The 22,851-nt window shown below is 37.8% G+C and carries 16 protein-coding genes; all 16 read right to left on the reverse strand.

The features are described from left to right. Window positions 1–176: 176 nt before the first annotated feature. Window positions 177–1,106 carry a GTP-binding protein gene (locus ACESSZ_RS01885; protein ID WP_008689455.1) on the reverse strand — a complete coding sequence of 310 codons (930 nt, stop codon included), beginning with the start codon at window positions 1,104–1,106 and terminating at the stop codon, window positions 177–179. Beyond that, window positions 1,103–1,753, reverse strand: a complete 651-nt coding sequence (locus ACESSZ_RS01890; protein ID WP_008689456.1) for a DUF1638 domain-containing protein — start codon at window positions 1,751–1,753, stop codon at window positions 1,103–1,105. Before ACESSZ_RS01890 ends, ACESSZ_RS01885 begins: the two co-directional genes overlap by 4 nt. Further along, window positions 1,750–3,204 (reverse strand): ASKHA domain-containing protein, encoded by a 1,455-nt coding sequence (locus ACESSZ_RS01895; RefSeq protein ID WP_117547148.1) that lies wholly within the window; start codon window positions 3,202–3,204, stop codon window positions 1,750–1,752. Before ACESSZ_RS01895 ends, ACESSZ_RS01890 begins: the two co-directional genes overlap by 4 nt. 16 nt (window positions 3,205–3,220) lie before the next feature. After that, entirely contained in the window at window positions 3,221–3,862 is a 642-nt protein-coding gene (locus ACESSZ_RS01900; protein WP_008689458.1) for a cobalamin B12-binding domain-containing protein, read from the reverse strand. A gap of 11 nt (window positions 3,863–3,873) precedes the next feature. Beyond that, the gene (locus ACESSZ_RS01905; RefSeq protein ID WP_008689459.1) at window positions 3,874–5,034 is read right to left on the reverse strand and encodes a uroporphyrinogen decarboxylase family protein; all 1,161 of its coding nucleotides are present in this window, start codon (window positions 5,032–5,034) and stop codon (window positions 3,874–3,876) included. After that, complete coding sequence (locus tag ACESSZ_RS01910; RefSeq protein WP_008689460.1) at window positions 5,035–6,411, reverse strand: uroporphyrinogen decarboxylase family protein; 1,377 nt, start codon at window positions 6,409–6,411, stop codon at window positions 5,035–5,037. Window positions 6,412–6,426: 15 nt separating this feature from the next. Continuing rightward, a complete protein-coding gene (locus ACESSZ_RS01915; RefSeq protein ID WP_017144588.1) occupies window positions 6,427–7,974 on the reverse strand; it encodes a PTS transporter subunit EIIC in 1,548 nt (515 codons plus the stop codon). Window positions 7,975–8,227: 253 nt separating this feature from the next. Then, window positions 8,228–9,073 (reverse strand): PRD domain-containing protein, encoded by an 846-nt coding sequence (locus ACESSZ_RS01920; RefSeq protein ID WP_008689462.1) that lies wholly within the window; start codon window positions 9,071–9,073, stop codon window positions 8,228–8,230. Between the two features lie 2 nt (window positions 9,074–9,075). Then, complete coding sequence (locus tag ACESSZ_RS01925; protein WP_499842682.1) at window positions 9,076–9,591, reverse strand: PTS sugar transporter subunit IIA; 516 nt, start codon at window positions 9,589–9,591, stop codon at window positions 9,076–9,078. 3 nt (window positions 9,592–9,594) lie between these two features. Further along, window positions 9,595–12,189 (reverse strand): NYN domain-containing protein, encoded by a 2,595-nt coding sequence (locus tag ACESSZ_RS01930; RefSeq protein ID WP_331866700.1) that lies wholly within the window; start codon window positions 12,187–12,189, stop codon window positions 9,595–9,597. A 316-nt stretch (window positions 12,190–12,505) separates the two neighbouring features. Continuing rightward, entirely contained in the window at window positions 12,506–13,945 is a 1,440-nt protein-coding gene (locus ACESSZ_RS01935; protein WP_008687387.1) for an amidophosphoribosyltransferase, read from the reverse strand. Between the two features lie 242 nt (window positions 13,946–14,187). Next, complete coding sequence (locus ACESSZ_RS01940; RefSeq protein WP_008979490.1) at window positions 14,188–15,171, reverse strand: diaminopimelate dehydrogenase; 984 nt, start codon at window positions 15,169–15,171, stop codon at window positions 14,188–14,190. A 183-nt stretch (window positions 15,172–15,354) separates the two neighbouring features. Beyond that, window positions 15,355–16,179: a class C sortase gene (locus tag ACESSZ_RS01945; protein WP_008687385.1), complete on the reverse strand. Its 825-nt coding sequence runs from the start codon at window positions 16,177–16,179 to the stop codon at window positions 15,355–15,357. Further along, window positions 16,163–17,005: a class C sortase gene (locus tag ACESSZ_RS01950; protein ID WP_008687384.1), complete on the reverse strand. Its 843-nt coding sequence runs from the start codon at window positions 17,003–17,005 to the stop codon at window positions 16,163–16,165. Before ACESSZ_RS01950 ends, ACESSZ_RS01945 begins: the two co-directional genes overlap by 17 nt. Beyond that, entirely contained in the window at window positions 16,998–18,560 is a 1,563-nt protein-coding gene (locus tag ACESSZ_RS01955; RefSeq protein ID WP_008687382.1) for an isopeptide-forming domain-containing fimbrial protein, read from the reverse strand. The genes ACESSZ_RS01950 and ACESSZ_RS01955 overlap by 8 nt, the downstream gene beginning before the upstream one ends. Window positions 18,561–18,562: 2 nt before the next feature. After that, a complete protein-coding gene (locus ACESSZ_RS01960) occupies window positions 18,563–22,816 on the reverse strand; it encodes a SpaA isopeptide-forming pilin-related protein (RefSeq protein WP_008687380.1) in 4,254 nt (1,417 codons plus the stop codon). Between the last annotated feature and the right edge of the window lie 35 nt (window positions 22,817–22,851).

Here is a 22,851-nt window from a genome sequence, read left to right on the forward strand (position 1 = left end):
AGATAAATTCGTTATGGATAAAAGTTCCAACGCTTCTTTTTCATTCAAAACCTCATTGTTTGTTGCTTTTTTCAGTATTTGTCGAATCATTCTCACGCACCTCCCATATCTTTGAATGTAATGTAGATAAATTCGTTATGGATAAAAGTTCCAACGCTTCTTTTTCATTCAAAACCTCATTGTTTGTTGCTTTTTTCAGTATTTGCCGAATCATTCTCACGCACCTCCCATATCTTTGAATGTAATGTTGAAGCTATTTCAGAACTTGATGTGAAACGTGCAGAATACAAAATGACAAGCAGATTATCTTTCTTTCCATCTATGCTTTTCCAAGATAATTGATCCCCTGCAAGTTCTATATAGAAAGCACCCTCAGCTAAATGTAAATAACCTTTTGCTCGAAAAATTTTATCTTGTAATATTTCCAAATATTTAAGTAATTTACTTAAAGACATATCTTTAGCAATTAGGCACACTGTAGAAGATAAATCCATATATTTCTGATGAATTATTTCTTCATTTGCTTTATTTGTATAATGATCGGTCAAGATTTGTAAAGGAATTTGACAATAATCCGTTTCTATTATTGGTGTCTGATAGATACTCTCTAAATGTATATGTAATGTTTGCTTTTTTTGCTTAGTCACGAAAGATATTTTATTTATTATAATATAATCCGACTGTTGAAGTTGACGATGTAATAAAGGCACTACCCGACTCCATTTTTCAAACGTCACTGCATCTACAACAGTAATATTGCATATTGAGAATATATATCCCTGTTTCCTTAAATAAGCAAACGTTGATTTTTGCGTACTTGGATCACTGAAACCGCTCGTTTCAATTACAATATAGGACAAATCAAAAGACAACATCTGTTGCAACTTATCTAGAAAATCATATTGACGACAAGTACAATAGATAGAACCATGATGAATCTCTGTCATAGGAATCGACATCCCTTTAAATTCTTCTTGATCAATGTTCACACTACCAAACTCATTGATACAAAGTCCGATTCGCTGCCCTTTTAAAAGGGTAATCAATCGTTTAATCAAGGTAGTCTTCCCGCTTCCTAAAAAGCCATGGACACAAATAATTTTCATATGCTTTTTTCCTTCATGACCTCTACCATATCATAAAGACAACATATCTTATTTCCCTTTCGCACATGGAGAAGTCCTTGCCCATCTTTTGGTAATAATATATTTTTCAGCTTATCCAATGTTCCCTCTATTACTTCAACTTTATGAGTTTCCTTTAAGTTCGCTATATTCTCATTGTCTTTTTGAGTATGAAACGTGACGTACAATAACGTTTGCTCATGATACAGCATATGCATTACATAATCTGCCATTTCTTTTCCATAGCTTTCAATATAAGATGCATATTCCTTATTTTGATCATTGCCATCCATATTTGATAAGCATCTCCAACATGCATTTTTAACCTGTAAATCCTCAGCACAGTTATCATCACATAAGAGCGCAAAACAGTCATGTACCCTTGGAACATACATATCACAGGTTCTGGCACAAAGGCCTTCAATTGCATTTCCACAAATGCCATACAACAAAATAATTTCATCTGCATCGTATGCTTCATCACAAAGACTCTGTAGTTTATCGTGAAGCAGTGAAGGATGATTATGTGATGCGATGGTTACATAAGTTATCGTATAGGCATATGGCAGTTGCTGCTTGATCTTATCAAAAAAAGGACGAAAAATTTCACATGCTATGATTTGTTTCATAAGAACCACATATGCTCCATATAGGTATCCATGAAGCCTTCTTGTTGTGCCAATTCCACACAGACACCTTCTTTCTGTAAAGTTTCTGCTTTTGACAGCGCATTTGTTTGCATGATTTGAATAGTTCCTTGCAAAGCACTGTTACCAATTATGGAGCAACGTCCAAGAAATGCTGCCGGTAAGATACCCAGAGTAATCAATGTCTGTATCTTTAATGCTTTTCCAAAACCACCTGCGATATAAACATGTTGAATATCCGATGCTGTTAATTGACATGTGGCTAATAAGCTTTCGATACCGGTACGAATGGCCGACTTAGCCAATTGAAAATTGCGAATATCTTCTTGTACAATGGAAACATTTGCAGATAATTGACATGTTTGTTTTAAATAACCGGTTTCATCCATATCCTTCATTCTTAATAATTCAGCAATTCCTTCCATATAGCCACTACCGCAAATGCCGATTGGTTTCGTATTTCCAATTGTGTTAAAGCACCAACCGTTTTCGTAACGAATTTGATAAATCGCACCATCGGTTGCTGCCATTCCATGTTTCATATTCCCACCTTCAAAGGCAGGTCCGGCAGCCGTTGACGTCACATACATCTTCCCGTGATGACATAAGACCAATTCACCATTCGTCCCCAAATCAAGCAGCATCGTATGCTCCTTCATACGCGTACTTAAGGAAATAATACCGGCTAAAATATCGCCTCCGACAAAGGCTGAAAAATGGGGTAAGATCGTGATAGGTACCGTCATAGGTAATTGAAACCAATTATCCGTAAGGATCTGTGTTTCTGTAATAGGACAAGTATATGGATATTCACTGATTTTTCTGGGATCAACGCCTTGAAAGATATGCGCCATGGCAGGATTCCCGCAAACATACATGCAAGATATTTCTTTTTGAAAGCAGCTTTGAAATGTTTGAATGCTCTTTTTCATCCGCTGCAAGAGAATACTTTGTAATGATTCTACCCCATGTTCATTACAATATTGAATTCTCGTTATGACATCAGCGCCGAAACTACGCTGTGGATTTACAAAGGCATCTTCCCATAAAACCTCCCCGGTTTTGCGATCGATATATGCCATTACCACGGTAGTAGTTCCTAAATCAATCGCAATGCCGATGCCCTTTTGTGTTTTATTCGCAAATACTTGTTTTTGCAAAGAACCCAGAATGCGAAATCCGGTTTCTTGATTAATTGAAATTGCTATATCTTCTTCAGCTTTTTCATGACAGCACGCCAAACGTATTCCGGCCTTAATTTCCTCTTTGCTTAACAGCCTTTTTTCCGTATCCGTTATTGGCATCGTTCCTTGTACAAGCGTAATACGGCATTTCCCGCATGTCTGATTTCCAGCACATGCCGCAGACAGACAAGAATTTTCTGACAACGTTGACCAAAACGGTTCCGCTTTTTTAAAGCTTAGTTTCATCATACTATCTTTCTTTATCTTATGATGATAAGTCAAGCAATCGCTGCGCTAAGGTTATCGCATCGGGTTCATAAATATCGGCACCAATTTGTTGGCAATATGCCAAGGTGACCGGTGCTCCCCCTACACAAATCTTAACGCTATCGCGTAATCCGGCAGCAATTAATGCTTCCACCGTTTGTTTCATGGATGGCATTGAGGTCGTCAGCAAAGCCGACATGCATACATAATCGGGCTGATAGGTCTTTACCGCTTCAACAAATTTTTCTGGCGCAACATCTACCCCCAGATCAATCACTTCAAAACCTTTTGATTTCAACATCAATCCTACAAGATTTTTACCAATATCATGTAAATCCGTCTTAACAGTACCTAATACAATGATTCCTTTCGTCTCAACGTTATGCTTCAATAATTCAGGGCCAATTAAATCCAATCCTGAATTTAAGCATCTGGCAGCAATTAACACTTCGGGAATAAACGCTTTGCCCTGTGACCATTTATCAGCAACATTTTGCATAGCTACTAAAAAGGCGTCATTTAATAATACGGTGGCCGGGATTTGTTCACGCAATGCCTCTTGAACATGCTCATTAAAATCCTTGATCTTTCCTTTTTGCAATTCTGTAATAATTGCCTTTAACAATTCTTCTCTTGTCATCGTTATCTCTCCTATTCATCTGATGTGGTAGTTGCTTCTATCCCATACCATTTTTCTTTATCTGCATAAGCGGGAGATGCATGCTGTCCATTTCCCTTTTGTTCAATCTGTGATCCATAGCGATATGCTTCTTCCACAAATGCCAAATAGTTTTCCAAAGGTACATTATCCCCAATACGGTTACTGATGGTATAAATCATCTTACCTTTATGCGGCTGCCAAAAGGTATCTGCTAAGAATCGTGTTTCTGCACGAATATCTTCGACATTGCCAAATGGAAATAAACGCTGCAAATCAAATCCACACCAAAAGGCCAAATCATCTCCATATGTTTCCACGATTTCTTTTTCATCCATGCAATATTTTTGAACAGGATGCAATACATCAATTCCGGCTTCTACTAATGATGGTAATAATTCACGGATGTCTCCACAGCTATGGAACCAAACATCAATACCTAATTCATGGGCACGCTCACAAACTTTTTTATAGTAAGGTAAGTAAAATTCATCAAATAATTCTTTGGACATAAACGGCCCTGTCTGCATTCCGATATCATCTAACACCGTAATCCCGTCAATATTAGCTTCCTGTACCCCACGTTCCATCGTCCGTAAAATGTATTTCAAGCGTTTCTGATTCAGTTTATGAACACGCTCAGGTTCCAAATACATATCCAACAGCGTATTTTGTAACCCTCGGAATTTTACTTGATACCACATGAAGAAAGGCGTAATCGACATTAAGCGATATCTTCCATCTTCTTGTGGCGCTGTTTCAAATAAATCAGGATGTTCGGCATCCGGACAATTTTCGGAAATCTGTTCAATTACATCCCAATCCAAAGCATTTTCTTCATCAACAGCAACGGATTCTCCCGGCTTTCTTTTCAATGATGGATCTGCCCCTTCTACATCACAGTAGCAAAACTCCCCCTTTTTCCCAAAAATGGCCGGTTTTTTCATATAAAACGGAGCGGCATCACAAGGCATACGTTCATGCAAATCATTGATTGGTTTATGTTTATACTCACTTAATTCATCAACATGAATCCAATGACCATGGATGATAACAGCAGGGCGCAAGGCACCTTCACCCTTAATCAGACTGCGAATTTCTTCCCTGGATAATGGCGGATATTCGGCATTAGGGAATTGTTTATATAATGGCATTTACTTACCTCCTATTTTTTTAATGGTACTTAAAAATTCATCTACTGTAGGTATCCGTGAGGACCATATACAGTTTCCATTTACATAAATACAGGGCAGATGCTCTACATTCATTTTGCGACAACGCGCTATGCTTGCTTTATCTACATACATATATTCGATGTAATCAAAAGCATCACTTTGGCGATGATATGCTTCCTTAACCATATTCATCGTGTAGGTACATGCTGCGCATGTTCGTGAATCTAATGTAAATACTTCGACGATTGGCCGTTGCAAATCATCATAGTGTAAAAGCTCTATTTCGACATCATCGAATGTCTGTTCAGGATCATAATATTGTAAAGCTGTTTTAACATTCTCATAATCAGTGACTGCCTGATAACAAGCGATACCATTCTCTACCGGAACATCAAAGGGCATATCACAGCCCGGTGATATAATCAAATCATCTGTACCTTCACATTGCTCAATAATATCAATGACCGCCTTCATATTGTCCTGTGAGCTACCATGCAGCATAGTAATCGTAAGCTGGATATTTCCTCCTAAAACCACATCATATTTTCGGCATACTGCCAAAGCATCCTTCATACACACGTTTTCATCAACCGAGAGACAATCTGGTTTCATTCGACATAAGACTTCCAGATTCGCCGTAGCATCCCCACAGACAAACAAGCAGGAAGGAACATGACACGTTTTTAAATGTTGAAACAACTCCGCATATGCATCTAGCAAAAACATTTCGATATGCTCAGATGATATTTGCGATAATAAAGGATCGACATAACCGATAATATCCATACCATTTTGCAGATACATTTGTGCAACAGATGCACAAACCTCTTTACAAAAAGCGATTAATTTATGAACATAATCCGCATCATCATACATATCCATAAAGAGCATTTGTCCTCGTAAATGTGATGCCAAGGTAAATGGTCCGCAGATCAATCCATATAATGCCGTATGTTCAGAAACAAGTTCCTTCATTTTCCGCATAGCTTTAAGAACAATCGGAAACCGTCCATCTTCTTCCTCTGGTATCATGCAGCGACATGGTATCTTCTTTTCATTTTCAAAAGGATGTGTACGGACAGTGGGAGGTACTTTTCCTCCCTCGTCCCAGTACAGTTCACAACCCAAAGCTTCTGCTTCTAATTGAAGATCGAAAATAACAGGCTGTCCATCCGGATGATAATATGTGTTAACACTCATCAATGCCTCAACAAGCTTATCTGCATCATGTAAGATTTCATTGGCATCATAGCCACATAGCGAACCTGCATGTACTCCTGCAAAGGGCACCCACGGCGCTCTTGCGAATCCTTTTTGATGTTGCAATACTGACATCAACAATTGTTTATCACTCATATTGCCTCCTTTGACTTAATCTTCTAATCCTAACGCTTCACAAACCCTTGTGCGATGATCTCTTGCGGCAGGTCCATAAATCACTTGAATGTATTTGCCATTCATGGCGATTCCACTATTGCCTGTTTTATTCAGCATCTCTTTATTTACAAGAGTTTCATCCTTCACATCGACACGTAAACGTGTAAAACAATTGCTTACTGCAAGAATGTTATCCTTGCCTCCCAAACCTTCAATAATCAATCCGGTAATCATATCTTTATCAGAAATAGTCACTTCACCATCTGTGTTTAATGCCAATTGAGAATCACTAAGATCTTCTAAATTATCGGTACGACCAGGTGTCTTTAAATTGAATTTCACAATGAGGAACTTAAAGACAAAGAACCAGGTAATCGTCGCAATCGGACCTAAAATTAATGCTAAAGGCCATTTGGTCAATCCAGCTCCTAATACGAAATTCTGTAAGATGGTTTCTAATAATCCACGCCAGTATACTTGTATACCAATCAGATAAGCAACCGTCGCAAATACCCCGGTAAGAACGGCATCGACAACCCATAATAACGGCGCACAGAAGATAAAGAGGAATAGCATCGGCTCCCCAAGTCCAGCCATGACGCAAGCAATACATGCCGGAATCACCAATTTCTTAATCTTTGCTTTATTTTCGGGTTTCGCAGTCGCAATGATAGCCATTGCAATTCCAGGGAAACCAAAGATAACGGAAATATTCGTCTGGAAGAATCGCATGGATTCATGTAAAGAAGTAATACTATTAGCATTTGCTAATTCTGCTAAAGCGATTGGTTGTGCTCCTGCATATACCTGTCCTGCGATTTCAGCAACACCACCTAATTCAGTATAGAATAATGGTGTCCAGATAAAATGATGCAAACCGGTCGGAATTAATAGACGTTTCAAGAAGTCGTAGAGGAATACACCGATACCACCGGATTCTCCTAAGAATTGTGTAATGCTATAGATCACGCCGGACAATAACGGCCATACATAAACAGCAATTAGAGAAAAGGCAAAGGCTACAAAAATTAATAAGAAATAGGTAAATTTAGCACCGCCAAATGGCTCTAGCAACCCTTTAAAGGAAGTTGAACTAAACTTATTATGCATATAACCGACTAGGCAACCTAAAATGATTCCAAGGAAGACACCCATATCGGTAATTTGCATGCCAAGCTCCATTTTCTGACCTGTCCCCATCAGCATTTCAGCATCTGACAGTTTTCCAGTCACATTCAACATGGCATTGTTTAAGGACATAAAGGTTAAATACGTTAATACAACAAGAATAGCTGCTTCCATTTTGTTTCTTTTAGCGAAATGTGTTGCCAAGGCAATGGCAAACAGAATGCTCAGGTTTCCAATAATATATGTCATTGCTCCAGATATTTGTTTTGCGAAAGTGCTTACGATGTCTGGCATAAAATCAAATTGCAAAATCTGACAAATAGCCACTACAATTCCCATAAGTGCCGCAAAAAATACAGGCTGTAAAATACCACGAGCAAAGCTTTGCATGGTTCTTGATATTTTTTCTTTCATAATGCTTTTATAACGTTCAATATTTGAATGTTAATCTCCTTTCCAAGTTTATTTGATAAGATTGTTGTTGCGTTTTGTTACTTAACATTGTTAGTGTTGGTTTGTAATCATCCTTTCTTTTCTTGCATCATGTGGCCACTTCTGATTCCAAGGATCTTTATTTCAAAAAAACAAGACCCGATGATAAAGTAGCGCAACTCTTTCCTGTGCGTACTTATCACCGGGTCTGCCTTTTCAGTAACACTCCCAGTACCTATTTCTTTTTCACGTTTCGGTTAATATGGATAGCCAAATAGATACGTTCCTGTTCCGAAATCGTATACCCGAAATTTTCTTTCACATATTTGACTATTTCATCCACACATTTTTGAGCCTCCAGATATTTCCCTTGGAGTAACTCAATAACTTCCTGATCATTTTCTTCCATTTGCTTTAACACGATCCGTTTCGCAAAGAAGTTCAGATGTGTTAATAAGCGTAAATAATCTAAACTATTTTCTTCAAATTCGATTTGATAATACTCTTTTATGATGCGTACAACACCATTGACGATAACCATGACATCCAATGTCTGATTGATGTCAGATGTACAGTTGGTAGCGTTCATAATGTGCATGGCAATAAATCCTGCTTCACTGGAAGGTAAGCGAATATGCAATTTCTTCTCGCAGTAATCCAATACCTTTTTCGCAACATTGTATTCATTCTTATAGATAATCTTAATCTCTGCTAACATAGGACATGATAGATTTAAATGCTCTTTTGCTCTTTCAACAGCAAAGGAAAGATGATCCATAAGCAGTACATAGATTTGTGGATTCAGCTTAATACCCAAATCCTTTTTTACTATTTCTACCGTATAATCGACAATATCAACATATTCTACAGATACACGTGTTAATGTGTTAAAAAGTTTTTTATATAAATCTTCACTGTCCGCGGCAATGAATTTCTTTTCCATATCCTCATCTGAGATATATTCACCGCGTTTCTTTCCAAAGCCTACACCGCCACCCAGAGCTATGAGCTCTCTATCCTTTTCATCACATACAATAACAACGTTATTGTTTAAAACCTTACTTATTTTATAATTACCCATTTTTATTGCTTCTTATTGCAAATACTGGCGATGGCTGTCTTCCCCTGCGTGACTAAGTTCTCACTGTACAACTGAATACGCTCACTTTCGCAATCCATGAAAATTAAAATGGTATCTGTATTTATGTTTTTTTCTTTAAAGAATTGTCTGTCAACCTTGATTAAAGGATCACCGACCTTTACTTCTGCATTTTTTGTCGTCAGCACCTGTAGACCCTCTCCTTTATACATGCATGTATCAACACCTACATGAACAAGTATATTGACACTTTCATTTTTCACAATGACTGCATGCTTCGTATCTGCAATCATCTCAATTGTTCCTGATATTGGGGAAAAAACGTAAGCGTCATCGGTTTTGATAGCGATTCCTTCTCCCATCATCTTTGTGCTGAAAATATCATCCTTCACCTGTTCCAGCGCATATAAACACCCGGAATTCGATGAATAAACCTCAATTTTTTGATTTTTTATAGAAATTTTTTTACAAATATTTCCAGAAATTATGTGTAAGGGTATACATTACTTATCTTTTTTCACATCTTTTTGTTCCCTTAAAGCCGTCAATGCTTGATGACGGAAAACGGGTTGTTGCTTATATTCTTGTGAAGAAATTCGATGATGTTCCTCGACCTCTTTTTGAAATTCTCTGGCAGAAATTCTTTGTGCTCCCTGACCGATAACAATTAGCTGTTCCAAACCATCACTTGTTGCGACACGGACACGATATTCCTTTGCCAACTTATGTGTAGCCATCTCGATGTAGTTATCTGCTGTCTGTGAAGTTTTCGTATACACAACATGTATATTTCCGTGCTTTCTGATTGTCTGTGCTGATTGCTTCACGCGATACGCATCAAAGACAAGGATTACCTCACATTTGCGATATCCCTGATAATTATTCAATTTATCAATCAAGCGATCTCTTGCCGCATCCATCTGATCTTTTGCCAAAGCACGCAATTCGTCCCAGTCATAAATAATATTATAACCATCGACCAATAGACATTCTGGTAAGATTTTCAGAGTCTTGATTTCCGTAGCAGGTATTTCTTTCCCTGGTTTCCTTTTCGGTTGTTTTTTATCCTTTGGCTTTCCATAAATACTTTCAAAAACACGCTGTAATTCTTTCTCATCAACCTTTGTATTTTCATGTTTGAAACTTGTTTCAGAAGGAGATTGCCTACGTAATGGTAAATGCATATAGTCTTCTACTTTATCCCATGATACCTGATAGCCACTGCCATGCATACAGAATATGGAAGAGGATGGATTATCCAAATCACGTTGTGCATCATAACCAATTTGTGAAATCACATCAGCGGCCTGTTGACATGGACGATAGCCATCCAGAAAACAGCTTAATTTCCCTTTTCCGCCAGTATACGATCGCAATTCAAGTTGGTAAGATTGCATACATGCAACAGGAGCTTCCCCTTCTAAAATACATAGATCCTCATCTTGTGACAAAATAGAAAAATGCGCCTTCATGGACTCTAGATCATAGATGAGACGGCTGAGATGCATCGCTGCCACTTCAGCATGAAAGCGATAATATGGTTCTAAAAGAACGCTTTTTGCTTTCATTAGTCCTTGACGTATCGCACGATATGTCGCCTGCCGAAAATCACCGCCTTCCGTATGTTTCAGATGTGCTTTTCCACATAATAAAGTGATTTTCATATCTGTTATTCGTGATCCACTCAATACTCCGAGATGTTCTTTTTCTTGTATATGATTTAAAATAAGTCGCTGCCAGTGCCGATCCAATTTATCTAATGGAGCAATACTATCTACTTGGATACCACTGCCTGGTGCAAGTGGTTCCAATAGTAAATGAACTTCCGCGTAATGACGCAATGGTTCATAATGACCGACTCCTTCAACTTCCTGTTCTATCGTTTCCTTATAATTCACCATGCCTTCATCAAACGTTACTGAAAGACCCAAACGCTGTGCAATCGTGTATTTCAGTATTTCCATCTGCACTTCACCCATTAGCTGTACACGTATTTCTTTTTTCATCTCTGAATAAGTAATATGTAACTGTGGATCTTCTTCCATTAAGGGAATTAATTTACGCATCGTCGCAAAAGCATCCGTATTCGCAGGTAAAACCATTCGATAATTCATTGCGGCTACACTTTCCACTTCTGTATGATGTTCCTCAAAGCCCAAACCATCTCCTGCCTGCAGCTGACGTATCCCTTTGATAACACAGATTTCACCAGGCAATGCTTCCTGAATCACCTCAAAGCGATTGCCACTATACCGCCGTAATTGATCTACTTTTTCTGTATCACTGATCTTCATTTTCGCTTTCAGGACACCACCACTTACTTTTACATGGGCAAGCCGATTTCCTTGTTCATCATGACTGATTTTATAAATGCGGGCTCCAAACGTATCGCCATATTGTTTTGGCTTGATCCATGTTTTTAAACCATCTAAAAAGGCATCAATACCATCCAATTTTAATGCCGATCCAAAATAACAGGGAAACACCTTTCTTTGCGCAATCGCTGTCTTTATCGCATCTTTTTCAAGAACTCCCTGTGTCAGATACGCTTCCATTAATGCGTCATCACACATCGACACATCTTCCATCAAACTAGCATCCTCTTGCATGAAATCAATACAACGGCTATCTAACTTCTGATTCATTTCTTTTAATAGTTCTTCTTTACTATGATAAGAAATATCCATTTTATTCACAAATACAAAAGTAGGTATCTGATGGGCCTTTAATAGCTGCCATATCGTTTCCGTATGGGCCTGTACCCCATCACTGCCACTGATAATCAAAATAGCATAATCTAAAATTGCTAAAGTCCTCTCCATTTCCGCACTGAAATCGACATGTCCAGGTGTATCCACAAAATTCATATGAAGCTGTTTCCAATGCAAAGCTGCCTGTTTCGCATATATGGTAATACCCCGATTTCTTTCTAGCTCATCATAATCAAGAAATGCATTTTGATGATCTACGCGGCCTAAGTTTCGTATGCTTCCACTGCGATATAACATTGCCTCACTAAGCGTTGTTTTTCCGGCATCCACATGAGCCAACAGACCTGCACAAATATGCATGTTGTTATCTTTTTCCTGTTTGTCCATCTAAATACCTCCTCATCATCTTTTCCCATTATCTGCTACATCTTGCAGTGTTCTATATTCTGTAATATCGGTATGCTGAATTGATCACATACAGGACATTTTTCTCTTCTTTATGCATGGTATCCCTCGATCTAGTTGTACGGTTTTTAAACTATTTTTTTGTGTCATCTGCACATTTCTAAAACTGCTTTATGATTCCCAAGCTATTATATCATTTCCTTTAAAAACCGAAAACAAAGTTTATACATTATGCTCCTTTTGGGTACACATTGATGTGAAGATGAAGAAAGGCTATGCATCTGCACAGCCCTTAACTTTATTCTTTGCCTTCGCCATCTTTTCCATTATCATCTTCTACACCATCAAAACAATAGGTACATAGCTGACATTTATCCAAACCGATTGCCTTTACCATATCGTCAATGCGATGATAGCGCAATGATGTGAAATTAGAACGTTGACAGATTTCGCTACACATCTTTTTATAACGATCACTGTCTGGATTGGCATATTCTGCTAATACCTCATCAGAAACATCGTCACCCTCCAGTTTGCGAATCACCCGACGGGTAATCAGATCCATCTCGGATTTAGAACGTGAGAAGTTGAGATATTTACAGCCAAAGATAATCGGTGGACATGCAGGTCTAACATGAACTTCTTTTGCGCCACTTTCATACAAGAACTCAGTCGTTTCACCTAACTGTGTACCTCGAACAATGGAATCATCTATCAAAAGCAGACGTTTATCTTTGATTTTTTCTTGTACCGGAATCAGTTTCATCTTCGCTATCATTGAGCGCTGTTTCTGACTGGTCGGCATGAAGGAACGTGGCCAGGTTGGCGTATATTTAATGAATGGACGTGCAAATGGTACACCTGATGCATTGGCATAGCCCACGGCATGAGCAATCCCTGAATCAGGAACACCTGCTACACTGTCAACTTCTACATCATCACGATTTGCCAACAGTTCGCCACAGCGATTACGCATACACTCTACATTGACACCTTCATACGTAGAGGTAGGATAACCATAATATACCCATAAGAAACTACAAATTTTCATCTTTTCCAATGGTTTCTGTTTTACTTCAATACGCTGAGGCGTGATAAAAACGATTTCCCCGGGACCTAAATCACGATAATGATGATACCCTAAGTTAAGGAAGGCACTACTTTCAAAGGTTGCACAAAAACCTGTTTCTTTTTCACCAATGACAATCGGAGTTCTTCCTACACGATCTCTAGCGGCATAAATACCTTCTGAAGTCATTAACAGAATGCTCATACTGCCTTTTACAACATCTTGTACATATCGCAGACCTTCGACGATCGTATCTTTATGATTGATAAGAGATGCCACAAGTTCGGTAGGATTCACTTCTCCTGTGCTCATTTCTAAGAAATGCGTAACCCCTTTTTCAAAACACAAATCTTGCAACTCCTGGACATTGTTGATACGTCCGATCGTGGTAATCGCAAAGGAACCTAAATGTGATTTTACCAATAATGGCTGCGCTTCGTTATCAGAAATACAGCCAATGCCGATATTCCCACTGAATTCTTCAATATCTTTCTCAAACTTTGTACGAAATGGTGAATTCTCTATGTTATGGATTGCTCTTCCAAAACCTTTATCACCGTGAATCGCCATTCCACCACGTCTTGTTCCCAGATGGGAATGGTAATCAACGCCAAAAAATACATCTAATACACAGTCTTCTTTCGATGCTACACCAAAAAAACCACTCATAATTACCTCCAATTAAACTCTCTCTTTTTGTAATACGTGTATATTTTACCTTATTTTTTCATGAATGAATATAGAAAATATAATTTTTTCATGGGAATGCTTACATCTTCACAGAAATATAAAAATTTATCTTCTTCATACTGCCTTTCTTGAAAGACACACACTAATTTACTATGCCAATTCTTATGACTTTAAAAGCACATGCAGAAGAAAAGGATAGAATTCTTCTATCCTGTGTAAGATCATAATAGCTTTTTTCGTAATTCTTCACCACTTGCCTCATGCAAATAGGCTGGCGCAATATCAAATACTGTTTTACAGCCGTATTGTCCCTCTTGGGCTAAACGATAGGCTGCTCTGGCATATGCGGTTAACACACTTGACGTGAATTCTGGATTTGAATCTAACGTTAGTTTATACTCTATCACATGTTTATGCTCATCGTGCAATCCTGTGGTACCACTGCGTAAGACAACTCCGCCATGTGGAATGCCTTTATGATGCGCATTCAATTCTTCCTGTGTGATAAAATGCACGGTCGTATCATAATCCGCAAAGTAATTGGGCATCGTTTTGATTTCCTCTTCAATACGCGCAAGATCTGCACCTTCTTTGGCCACGACAAAACATTCCCGTGTATGTTTTTCACGAGCGCTCAACACCGGATGCTCACCATTGCGTACTTTTTCCATTGCTCCTTCTACAGGAATCGTATATTGTCGGGCATCTTGTACACCTTCTATGCGTCGTATCGCATCAGAATGTCCCTGAGATACCCCTTTCCCCCAGAAGGTATAATCATGGCCATGTGGCAAAATCGCCTGTCCATACAAACGATTTAATGAAAATAAGCCCGGATCCCAGCCAACAGAAATTATACTGATATGCTTGCCTTCCATACTTGCTGAATTCACCATAGCAAAATGTTCCGGTATGTTTGCATGTGTATCAAAACTATCAATGACATTAAAATGTTTAGCCAGTTCAGCGGTTTGTTTAGGCAAATCGTTAGCACTGCCTCCACATAAGATTAAAACATCAATTTCATCCTTTTTCTCATATATGCAATCCATGGAATAGACTGGTGCTTGGGTCAATGTCTTTAATGTTGATGGCTCTCTACGCGTAAAAACACCGATAAGCTCCATATCCTTGCTGTTTGTAACTGCACATTCGACACCTTTTCCAAGGTTGCCATATCCTACAATTCCTATTTTCATATGCATTGCTCCTTCCTTACAGCCACTATTTTACCATTTTTTGAAACAACAGTATAGGTTTAATTTCATTTTTATTACAATATTTTCTGAAAATATATGAAGCACTATTTTCAATGCATTATGAAGACGCAATGTATGCATACACCAAACGCCTGAAATTATTCAGGTTATGCAGATGGTATCTATCTTTTAGCGATGCTTCCGTTTGTAATGCAAGAAAGAAAAACCAAGGAAAATACAGATACCAAAACCCATTCCGATAGCCAAGCGATTCCATAAGCGTTCCTTCTCGATTCGTTTTTGTGATGCCGTACTTGCTGGTTGTTTTGTAGTAGGCGTTTTTGTTTCTTCATGATCCTTGCTAGCCCGTTGTGCATAAACAAGATAGCGCTGTTTATTGGTCGGATATGGGTGGCAGGTAATCAAAGTAATCATATCCTTGCCTTCCTGAATCCATACTTTCTCGATTTCATTAGGTTCGATGATTTCTGTCTTCATAACGACATATTGCAAGGTTTCCCAATGATTTCTTATATAAATACGATCTCCCTTTACTAATTTTTCAATATCTTTGAACATCGCTTCCCCTTCATATCCGCCTCGATGCCCTGCAATCACACTGTTTGCGGAAGCTTGGCCTAAGGGCATACTTGTATTGTTAAGTAATGCTAACCCTTTCCGTAAATGCTCTTCACTTGCTCCATGATATATAGGAAGATTTAGCTGCATCTTTGGTATTCGCATAATACCAATTACCGTTTCATCTGTACGATTCGTCTTACTCTTCCATGCATCCTGCACACCTATTTGACCTTCTTGACATAATCGCTTATTATATCTAACCATCTTTTGATACCATTCTTCCCTATCTGTAACACTGTCATTTTCAAATTGTTGAATGACCTGAGCTATCTGATGTTTACGCAGCTGTGTTTGAATATTGGGATACAGACAAATAAGCAGTCCTCCTACTACCATGATTGCGGCAAGTAGATAGTTACGTCCCTTGTTCATGCTTTGCCTTCTTTCTCAATTTTAAAACGCATACCAAACTAAGCAATATGATGATGCCTCCACCTATTATCCATAGGTTTTCCGTTTTCTCTTTTTCTTGCGATGTCACATCCACTTCATGGATGGCTTGTACGCGTTTGCCTCTTACTAACAAGCGATGCGTATTTATTCCATATGGTGTACATGTCATTAAAGTTACATAGTCCTTACCTTTTATGATGCGCAATTTTTCGACTTCTTTGGGTTTTACTACGCGTATCTCATCTACTTCATAGAAAAAAGTTTTATCTAATACCGTTATGCGAAAGGAATCCCCTTTTTCCAACTCATTCAACTTAGTAAACAGTAATGCACTTGGTAAACCTCGATGAGCACATAAAATTGCATGCTGGCTATTTCTTCCAATCGGTAGTGAGGTTCCTTCCAAATGTCCAGCCCCTTTTTTCAAGGCCTCTTCACCACAACCATGATAGATAGGTAAAGATACATTGATTTTACCGATAGTTAAATGGCCCATCACACCGTCATGATTGACATTTAAAACTTCTTCATAATCCTTTGGAAGCACATAGCCGCTACCTTTCACAAAAGGGTCATGTACCGGGTCACCGGAAAGATTTTCATTATATGTAATAGCGGCTTTCCATAACTTCTGTATGTCCTCTTGTTTCTCACGAGCTATGCTTGTCTGATATTGATGAATCACTTTTTTTTGCTGCTCTTCCATATACCAGTTACTGATATGAGGATAAAGGAAAATCCCGGCACCTATCGCTATAAATAGCACAGGTACCAGGAAGGCCGACCATTTTCTTTTCTTATGCATGTCGCTTGCTATTTCTTACAATCACAAGGACACCACCAAGCATAAAGACAATTCCGACTATGCTAAACAATACGGTTCCAGCTCCCCCTGTAATTGGCAGTTGCATATCTTTTGCTTTGCTGTTTTTTACTTTCATTACTACTTTATTCGTTTCTAGTTCCACGGTTCCTTCTAATTCATAAGTCCCTTTTGTTGTTAATGTTACCTCATCTTGTTCTAAACTTCCATTCCCATTTTTATCTTTTAACGCTATCGTTATATCTCCATTCGGTAATACATAGCCACCATCCGGAACCTTTGTTTCTTTTAAGACATAACTTCCTTCATCTATACCCTGTATCGTAAAATGCCCATCAGTTCCTACTGTTAAAACAGTATCCCCCTTTGGATTGATAACATAAGAACCATCTGTTGCTTTTTTAAACTTCAATGAAGTACCATCTTTAGATAACGTAAATTCTGCATTCTTTAAAATATCAGTTCCGCTTTCGCCGACCTTCAATACCTTAATCCCATAAGTATATACCAATTTTTCTGTCGTTTTTTCTTTATAAGATTGTGTATCATAAGGATCGTGATTATATCCAATATAGGCAATATTCTTTAATGCGTCCATCGTTAAGGCTTTATCATTAACCTCAGCATCATAAGTAACCTGTACGTTTAACATAGGATTCGCTTTTATATAAGCTTCTTTGAATACTATTTCAAATGTATAATCAGTTAGCTTAGCCGTTTTTCCAGGATCTTTCTTAACGTCGTAATTGGTTGCGGCTATTTCTTTTCCACTAGCCTCCTTCACGGCAATCGTATCCGGCTTTAAAGTCAATCCTTCTGATAATTTATCACCGATTGCAAAAGTGATAGCACTGGCATCTTCTGGATATGTCGGAATTTGAGCTGTCAGCTGATAGCAGACGCTATCTGTAATAGCTACCGTCGTATCCGTTGGATCAATAACCGTTTTAACAATTGTCGGAGTTGAAGATTTCATAGTAACCGTTTGATCATTCACACTCCATGTCCCTTCCTCTTCGACTGGTGCTATATTGAAACCTGTAGGTGTATAAACCTGTTCTACACCATGTTTTGCGCAAATCAGATAATATCCCAAGCCAATATCCGTTAACGTAACAGAAGGCGCACTGGCAGTAGCCGTTTTCGCTGCTGTTATCGCGATCGTTGAAGGTGAGCGATGAATTTCTGCCGCCATTTTTTCATAAAAGCTTTTTGCTTTTTCCACATCCTCAAGCAAATTCTTGAATTCTGTTGTCACCTCATGGTTCTCTCCTATATAACTAGGATAATTGTCTTTCACCCAATTTTGGACGCCAGTCACCCATGTATATACCGGCGCTTTGGGAGCACCATTTTCTATCTGTATATCAATGATCTTATACATTGACAATTCGGTACCATTTTCAACACCAGTTATGGTTACTTGAACCTTACTGTCTGCACTGATTTCAGCAGAAACATTGCTTGTTTGTGTCATGAGTACCATCCCTATGGCAACCATGGTTGTCAGGACTCGCTTTAACCATTTATTTTTCATTTTCATTCTCCTCCACGTTCCTTTAATTTTTTCTTTTTTCTCCAAAACAGCAGACTACCATAGAAAATACATCCTAATCCAAGCAGATAAAGGTGTTCATCATAGCCGATACTTCCTGTGATCGGTATTTCTTTTAATCGATAATTCATGAGTTCAAAAGATTCATCTTCTTTTCTTTCAAAAGCAGGAGGATTATCCAAACTACCTGTAATTTGAAAAGCCTTTTGTTGTGTATCGTATGCCAACATCCATTGCCCTGCTGGTAGTACATAACCGATTGGTGCCATATATTCTACAAGACGATACTGTTTTTCTATATTTAAACCGGTTAACTTGACACTGCCATCACTTTCCTGCGATATAGCGATTGAACGTTTTTTCCAACATGGATCATTCGATACTACGTTGCCATCTTGATCAAGCTTTACTATATCTTTTGCATGATCATGCGCATCACTCTTACAATTCAGCTCATATGCAGCAAACTTCGCATTTGCCAACTTATTTCCCTCTTCATCTATTTTATAAAACAAGAAATCGGCTGTTGTAATATCCAATTCGTGATACGTTGTTTCGCTTTCTTTTTCAAAAGAATGCTGATGAACCTCGATGATTTTCGCCGTATTTACAAATAGAGTATCATCGCCATTATCAGTTACTTTGGTAGGAATGACAAAATGGAGCTCTTGCTCAGCCTGCAGCGCTTCAATTGTAAAGATCAGCTTCTGTTTGTTTTTAGCATCTTGCATCACCTCTACAAATTGCGAATCTTTCACAAGTTGCTGTTTTGTGGAATCATTACCCAAATACCACGCAATAGCATCCAATTGGATATCCAATCCTGAAGGCAGGATATCCTCCACCTTAATAGCATTCAATAAGAAAGATGTTTCCCCATTTTTTACACTGATATCATAGTTGATTTCATCATGCTTTTTCACCTTTGCCGGATGATCCTGAGTTCCGGAGGCAGGTGTTGATGTTTTATGGATTTCCATTTCAGGTTCACGTATAGCCACCGTTGTTTCCGTTGTTTCTAATAAAGAATCTTGCCACTCAACATTGGAAACCTGTGTGTTTGCATTTACCCATGAGGTATTGTATGCCAATATCTTCTTTTCCATATCTTGCTTTATTATATCAATTGGTGCCTTCATATGAAGAATCGCAGAGACTTGTTGCTGTGATTCTAATACAAACGGCGTTCCTTCTACGGTATTACGCATATCAATAGCAACTGCTGTAACTTTTGACATATCCGCTGGTTTTTCTGCACTCCATATTGTCTCATCTTCAATATTGGCATCCCCTTTTAAACCGGCATCATCATGAGATAATATGATATCTTTTTTCATGGAATATAAAACCTTAGCATCCACACCTTTACGAAGCGCCGATGACACATCAACACTTTGTAAAGTTCCTTTCCAATGTTCTCTTTCTCCAGCATTATTTTCCAAAACATCAAATAAAACTAAATTATTAGCTTTCGCTGTATCTTGTGAAGAATACTGTAAACGATAACTATAGCTATCGCCCGTTAATACTTCTGTGGAAGCTGCATATTTCAATTCCTGTTGGTTTTTCACAGACTTAAAGAACCCTAATTTTGAAAATGTATCCCCTGTAAGACTCGTCGAAACAGAAGCATACAAAGTATCTTTCTGAGCACTTTCCCCCGCTTTTCCATCTTCGTCGATATCAATGAACCATTTTTGATCAGAAAATGATGCATCCGGCATATCCGGATAGCCATTTGTTATACTTTCATTACCAGATTTGTAGGCAATACTATTGCTTATATTTCTTCCAAAATCAAAACAAGATTCCCAAGGATAATACCCATGATATTGTAACAGAAAACCACTTTCCCATTCCCAGCCATTAGGTTGAATATTTGTATATTTTATACTATTTTTTTCACCTGGTTTCATACTTACCTGAATGATCATCATGGTTCTTCCGGAGTTCTTCCAATTTTCTTTTATTTGTACCGTAAAATCACATGGTTTATCTGGTAAAAAAGTAGTACCACCCTGTCGATATACAGTAGTCACTTTAATCTTTCCTACATCTACATACATTCCTTTTGGTAATAAATCATAAAACGTTCCTGACTTTTGTTCTTTGAGCGTTCCATTATCTGATGCTTCATCAAAGGGATCGGCATAATTTGAATATGCTGCCTCATATGCATAGCTCTGATACTCAATATCGTATTGTTGATTTTTTGTATCATTTGTCGTTTTAACTATTTCTTTCTGCATATTGCTGGTTGTTGGATAACCTTCTAAAAGAACCCAAGCTTTGCTATGATTTCCTAACGCACCTTCCATACAATATTCTGCTTTATCTCTTTCTATCATCTGTTCTTTTATTTTTTCAGAGCCTTCAATGGTAAGGGTATTTTTCTGGTTTACCCATTTCCCATTACTATCAAATATTCTGCCCGAATTTATGTTATAGAGCATAATCGAATCTTTTCCCTCAATCAGACTAGCAACATGGGCGGTTTTTCTTAATTGAATGCGAATATCTAAATTCAATTTGTTTTTAAAATATTTTGATTCGTGTTCTAATTTCAATGCAATAATCCCTGCTGGCAATTTTACTGTATTATTTCTATCAATGTTTTCAAATACTTTACCATCGTTATCTATAAAATTAAATATTTTATTGCCAACACATATAAACTTTCCTAATTTTATCCATTCACCATCAAAGCTTTTTCTACCATATAGATCAGCAGGTTCCCAATTCCCATATTCCGTATTTTCATTAAATAGATAGCCTCCTATATCCTCATTCGCCGTCATATCAAACTCATTGATAACCACATGCACAGCGCTAAATACATAATCGTTCTCTTGCAGTCGCTCATCCTCTAATGTAACAAAATCATCTACTAATTCGGTTTTATAGCTCTTTTTCCCATAACTATCCAAAACATTGTCAGGCAATCCATCGCCTTTGGTATAAATACCTCCATCCGTTGTCATTTCATTCGCCCAATGCCCCTGTAATTCAGGTAATTCATCATTTATATGAGCTTGTTCCATTAAATTGAAGAAACCCGGTGCGTTGCCGCCCCAACATATATAATTATGAAATCCCTTATTAATCCAACTGTTCCCTTCAGGGTATTTAAAGTTAAAATCTACATAACTGTAACTTGCATCAGCACTTTTTTCCTGATCGAGCGTAGGCATTTCATTAGGATATAAATCAATAACTTTTGCAAACACCTTATTTTTATATAGCGAATTTTTGATTGCATCTTTCCTTGGATATTTCACTAATACATGGGTGATAAAATATGGTGTTTCTAGTTGTGCTTCATCCCCTTGGATCATAAAGTCCTCTTCCCCTATATGAAATACGTTGTTTCCAAATGTATCACCAGGTTCAATTTTGGAAAAATAAGGGTCATACCAGCCTAAAATAGTACCATTGTTATCAACTACATCTTTTAAAAGTAGTTGGTATGGTCTAGTCATACTTGCATCAAATTGTCCTTTGATTAACCAATTCACAAAAAAATAATCTTCTGCATCCGCTGGTTTTGCTCCCCACTCTTTTTGCCAAGTCTCATATTTTTTATATTTCTTCTTTGTTAAGGATATCAAATCTGATTTTGTGATCTGGGTAACCTGCAATTCATCCGCTTTATGTAATAATGTACCATTCCTATATAGTTCCGCCTGTACCTTACCAATAGAACCTGATGAAATAGCACTTGGTTTTTGATTTACAGCTTCATTATAAGTATAATACGTTATATCAAAGATCAGTGTATGCGCCTGTGTAATTTCTTGCGAATTTGTCACTATAAGACTATTGCCATCATCAGATATCTTATAATAAAAACTATTTTGATCTCCATTATCAGGTAAACCAATAGAAAAATTACCTGTCTGCTGTCCTGACCTATCAATGAAAATCGCTTTCGGTAATATTATCTCAATTTCACCTGGACGAATGTTTGCTTGCGTGAATTCTGTTTTTACCTGTGCGGTAATGGATGTACCTGCAGCTTTTGCTTTATTTTCAGCAGGTGTTAGTGTAACTTTACTTACATCATTTGCATCATATTCAATGCAACCATCTACAGCAGCGCTCGTCCATTTCATTTCAAAGCTTGCTATTGAAGATGTATCCGCGCTTGGTTGTATAGCAAACATTTCATGTGGAAGCAGCATTAAAACTAAAGTAAACAAGACACATATCGTCATCCCTCTTTGGATAAATTTTTTCATGCACCGATCTCCTTTCCATCCTTTTATGCATTTTA

Origin of the sequence: Eubacterium sp. 3_1_31, from assembly GCF_964249515.1 — a bacterium.
Classification (GTDB): Bacteria; Bacillota_I; Bacilli_A; order Erysipelotrichales; family Erysipelotrichaceae; genus Longicatena; species Longicatena caecimuris.